This is a genomic window from Pseudomonas sp. (assembly GCF_050739995.1).
In the GTDB taxonomy this organism is placed as follows: Bacteria; Pseudomonadota; Gammaproteobacteria; order Pseudomonadales; family Pseudomonadaceae; genus Aquipseudomonas.
Map to the genome: position 1 here is coordinate 1 of NZ_JBOICG010000510.1, position 4,036 is coordinate 4,036.

The window sequence follows — 4,036 nt, forward strand, 5'->3', positions numbered from 1 at the left end:
AGTCACAACACCTTTGACTGACACTCTGTATTCGCGGGCAAGCCCGCTCCCACATTTGGACTACGGCGTTGCGGATAGATATTTCAAGCTCAAAAAAAGCCCCGAACCAGTCGGGGCTTTTTGCTACCTATTGATCAAACCACAATCAATGGTGGTGACCGCCTTCACCGTGGACGTGGCCGTGAGCCACTTCTTCCTGGGAAGCGTCGCGGATGGCAACGATCTTCACCTTGAAGTTCAGGCGCTGGCCAGCCAGTGGGTGGTTACCGTCGACAGTCACGTCGTCGCCGTCCAGATCGCGGATAGTGACGATCTGCATTTGGCCGTCCGGCGCGGAAGCGTGGAACTGCATGCCCACTTCCAGTTCGTCGACGCCTTCGAACATGCTGCGGCTCAGGGTGCTGACCAGTTCGGCGGAGTATTCGCCGTAGGCATCTTCAGGTTCAACGGCAACGGTCAGCTCATCACCAACGTTCTTGCCTTCCAGAGCCTTCTCCAGGCCCGGGATGATGTTGCCTGCGCCTTGCAGGTAGACCAGCGGCGCGCCGCCGGCTGAGCTGTCGATGACCTCACCAGCGTCGTTGGTCAGGGTATAGTCGATGGAGACAGCCTTGTTAGCGGCGATCGTCATGGGGCGAGACCTTTTGCATAAGAATGAAGAACGGACAAGTCTAAACAAGGATTTGCCCGAAAGCGAACAGAACCCGGACAGACGGGACCGATCAACGGCCTCCTTCATCATCGGGTTCCATCAGGACGACGACCAGCACTGGGTGGCCGAACTCTCCTGCGGGCACACCCAGCACCTGCGCCACCAACCGCCATGGCAGTCCCGGGCGTGGGTACTCGACCCGACGCAACGCCTTGAAAAAATAGGCCAACCCTTTGTGTGCGGCTGGTGTGCGCAAGGGCACGAATAACGATAACCTTGATGCCTGATTCCCGGCAGGCGCTCAACCATAGAGCGCCACCGAAGCCATGCACCTCCAGAGAATTCGCATGCAGACTTTTTTTATCGCGCCCACCGATTTTGGTGTGGGTCTGACCTCCATCAGCCTCGGGCTGGTGCGCACCCTTGAGCGAGCCGGGTTGAAAGTCGGCTTCTTCAAACCGATTGCCCAGCCCCATCCCGGCGATACCGGCCCGGAACGCTCCACCGAACTGGTAGCACGCACCCACGGCCTGAAGCCGCCACAACCTCTGGGCCTGGCCCACGTTGAGCGCATGCTGGGCGACGGCCAGCTCGATGAGCTGCTCGAAGAAATCATCACGCTGTATCAGCAGGCGGCCGTGGGCAAGGACGTGCTGATCGTCGAAGGTATGGTGCCGACACGCAGCGCCAGCTACGCCGCGCGGGTCAACCTGCACCTGGCCAAGAGCCTCGACGCCGAAGTGATCCTGGTGTCCGCCCCTGAAAACGAAGTGCTCACCGAGCTCTCCGGTCGCGTCGAGTTGCAGGCCCAACTGTTCGGCGGTCCGAAAGATCCGAAAGTGCTGGGCGTAATCCTCAACAAAGTACGCACCGATGAAAGCATGGAGGCGTTCTCGGCACGCCTCAAGGAACACTCGCCGTTGTTGCGCAGCGGCGACTTCCGCCTGCTCGGCTGCATTCCCTACCAGCCCGAACTCAACGCCCCGCGCACCCGCGATGTGGCCGACCTGATGGGCGCGCAGATCCTCAACGCCGGCGACTATGAAAGCCGGCGCATGACCAAGATCATCATCTGTGCCCGCACCATGCGCAATACCGTGGAACTGCTCAAACCTGGCGTGCTGGTGGTGACCCCGGGCGACCGTGACGACATCATCCTCGCCGTCAGCCTCGCGGCGATCAACGGCGTGCCCCTGGCCGGCCTGCTGCTGACCAGCGACACCCTGCCCGACCCACGCATCATGGATCTGTGCCGCGGCGCGTTCCAGGCCGGGCTGCCAGTGTTGTCGGTGAGCACCGGCTCCTACGACACGGCGAACCAGCTCAACAGCCTCAACAAAGAAATCCCCATCGATGACCGCGAGCGTGCGGAGATCATCACCGACTTCGTCGCCAGCCACCTCGACGCCCGCTGGCTGCACCAACGCTGCGGTACGCCACGGGAGATGCGCCTGTCACCCGCCGTGTTCCGCTACCAGTTGATCCAGCGCGCCCAGGCCGCCAACAAGCGCATCGTACTGCCCGAAGGCAGCGAACCGCTGACCGTGCAAGCCGCCGCTATCTGCCAGGCGCGCGGCATTGCCCGCTGCGTATTGCTGGCCAAACCGGCGGACGTGGAAGCCGTCGCCCGCGCCCAAGGCATCGAATTGCCCGAGGGCCTGGAGATTCTCGACCCGGACCTGATTCGCCAGCGCTACGTCGAACCGATGGTGGCCCTGCGCAAGAGCAAAAGCCTCAATGCACCGATGGCCGAGCAGCAGTTGGAAGACACCGTGGTGATCGCCACCATGATGCTCGCGCTGGATGAAGTGGACGGCCTGGTGTCCGGCGTCATTCACTCCACCGCCAACACCATCCGCCCTGCCCTGCAACTGATCAAGACCGCGCCGGGCTGCACGCTGGTGTCGTCGGTGTTTTTCATGCTGTTCCCCGAGCAGGTGCTGGTGTACGGCGACTGCGTGATGAACCCGCATCCGAGCGCGGCCGAATTGGCGGAAATCGCCTTGCAAAGCGCCGACTCGGCCGCTGCGTTCGGTATCACACCGCGCGTGGCGATGATCAGCTACTCCAGCGGCGATTCGGCCAGCGGCGAGGAAGTGGAAAAAGTCCGCGAAGCCACCCTGCTCGCACACGAACAGCAAAGCTCGTTGCTGATCGACGGCCCGCTGCAATACGACGCCGCCGCCAACGAAACCGTCGCTCGGCAGTTGGCACCCAACAGCCAGGTCGCCGGTAAAGCCACCGTGTTTGTATTCCCGGACCTGAACACTGGCAACACCACGCACAAGGCTGTGCAACGCAGCGCCGATTGCGTGAGCCTGGGGCCAATGCTTCAGGGCCTGCGCAAACCGGTGAACGATCTGCCACGGGGCGCTCAAGTAGACGACATCGTGTACACCATCGCACTGACAGCGATCCAAGCCGCCAACCGAACCATGGATATCTAAATGCTGGATTTTCTACCTGCCGCCATACGCGGGGTGATTGCTTCACTGTTGCTGGCGCTGAACACAATCCTGTTGTGTTCATTCCTGTTTATCGTGGCGCTGTTCAAGGCGCTGCCGTTCGCCAAGCGTTTCAGCGAATGGCTGATGAACCACACCCATGAAGCCTGGGTCACCAACAACAAGGGTTGGATGAACCTGGTGCAGCGCACACGCTGGCACGTGACCGGCCTTGAAGGGCTGGACTACCAGCACTCGTACCTGGTGACCAGTAATCACCAGAGCTGGGTCGACATCATGGTGCTGCAATACGTGCTGAATCGCCGAATTCGCCCGCTGAAATTCTTCCTCAAGCAGGAGCTGATCTGGGTGCCTGTGATCGGCCTGGCCTGGTGGGCGCTGGGTTTTCCGTTCATGAAGCGCTACACCAAGGCCTATCTGGAGAAGCACCCAGAGAAGAAAGGTAAAGACCTGGAAACCACCCGCAAGACTTGTGCGAAGTTTCGAGACAACCCTGTGGGCATTTTCAACTTTGCCGAGGGCACGCGGTTTACCCCAGGAAAGCATGCGCAGCAGAAGTCGCCGTTTCGCTACCTGCTCAAACCCAAAGCCGGTGGTATCGCGTTTGTGCTGGACGCCATGGGTGAGCAACTGAAGTCACTGGTCAACGTAACCATTCACTATCCCGCCGGTCGCCCTGGGTATTGGGATTTGCTGTGTGGGGAGGTGAAGGACGTGGTGGTGCAGTTCGAAGAGGTGCAGATCCCGGCCGAGTTTATCGGCAAGAATTATGAGCAGGATGGGGAGTATCGGACGGCGTTCCAGGGCTGGATCAACCAGCTGTGGGAAGACAAGGACCGTTTGCTGGATAGGCTGCACACCGAATTCCCAGGCAAAAAGTGATCAAAATGTGGGAGCTGGCTTGCCTGCGATGCAGGCA

Annotated in this window: 4 protein-coding genes; 3 read left to right on the top strand and 1 reads right to left on the bottom strand. The window is 60.6% G+C overall.

Going from position 1 to position 4,036, the window contains the following annotated elements:
- Positions 1 to 145: 145 nt before the first annotated feature.
- Complete coding sequence (locus ACRESD_RS16850; RefSeq protein ID WP_176995167.1) at positions 146 to 631, bottom strand: FKBP-type peptidyl-prolyl cis-trans isomerase; 486 nt, start codon at positions 629 to 631, stop codon at positions 146 to 148.
- Between ACRESD_RS16850 and ACRESD_RS16855 the strand changes: the two genes are divergently transcribed.
- From ACRESD_RS16855 to ACRESD_RS16865, 3 genes are all read left to right on the top strand, one after another.
- Complete coding sequence (locus tag ACRESD_RS16855; RefSeq protein WP_431751958.1) at positions 600 to 920, top strand: DUF3565 domain-containing protein; 321 nt, start codon at positions 600 to 602, stop codon at positions 918 to 920. The two genes, ACRESD_RS16850 and ACRESD_RS16855, sit on opposite strands and share 32 nt — an antisense overlap.
- 79 nt (positions 921 to 999) lie before the next feature.
- On the top strand, positions 1,000 to 3,099 hold the full coding sequence (pta, locus tag ACRESD_RS16860) for a phosphate acetyltransferase (RefSeq protein WP_431751959.1): 2,100 nt from the start codon (positions 1,000 to 1,002) through the stop codon (positions 3,097 to 3,099).
- Positions 3,100 to 3,999, top strand: coding sequence for an acyltransferase (locus ACRESD_RS16865; RefSeq protein ID WP_431751960.1), 900 nt, complete (start codon positions 3,100 to 3,102; stop codon positions 3,997 to 3,999).
- The last annotated feature ends 37 nt before the right edge of the window (positions 4,000 to 4,036 follow it).

Bases quoted from the DNA above. Each gene is read 5' to 3' on its own strand.
- ACRESD_RS16855 (WP_431751958.1), top strand. From the start codon at position 600: ATGGAGACAGCCTTGTTAGCGGCGATCGTCATGGGGCGAGACCTTTTG.
- ACRESD_RS16850 (WP_176995167.1), bottom strand. From the start codon at position 631: ATGACGATCGCCGCTAACAAGGCTGTCTCCATCGACTATACCCTGACC.
- pta (WP_431751959.1), top strand. From the start codon at position 1,000: ATGCAGACTTTTTTTATCGCGCCCACCGATTTTGGTGTGGGTCTGACC.
- ACRESD_RS16865 (WP_431751960.1), top strand. From the start codon at position 3,100: ATGCTGGATTTTCTACCTGCCGCCATACGCGGGGTGATTGCTTCACTG.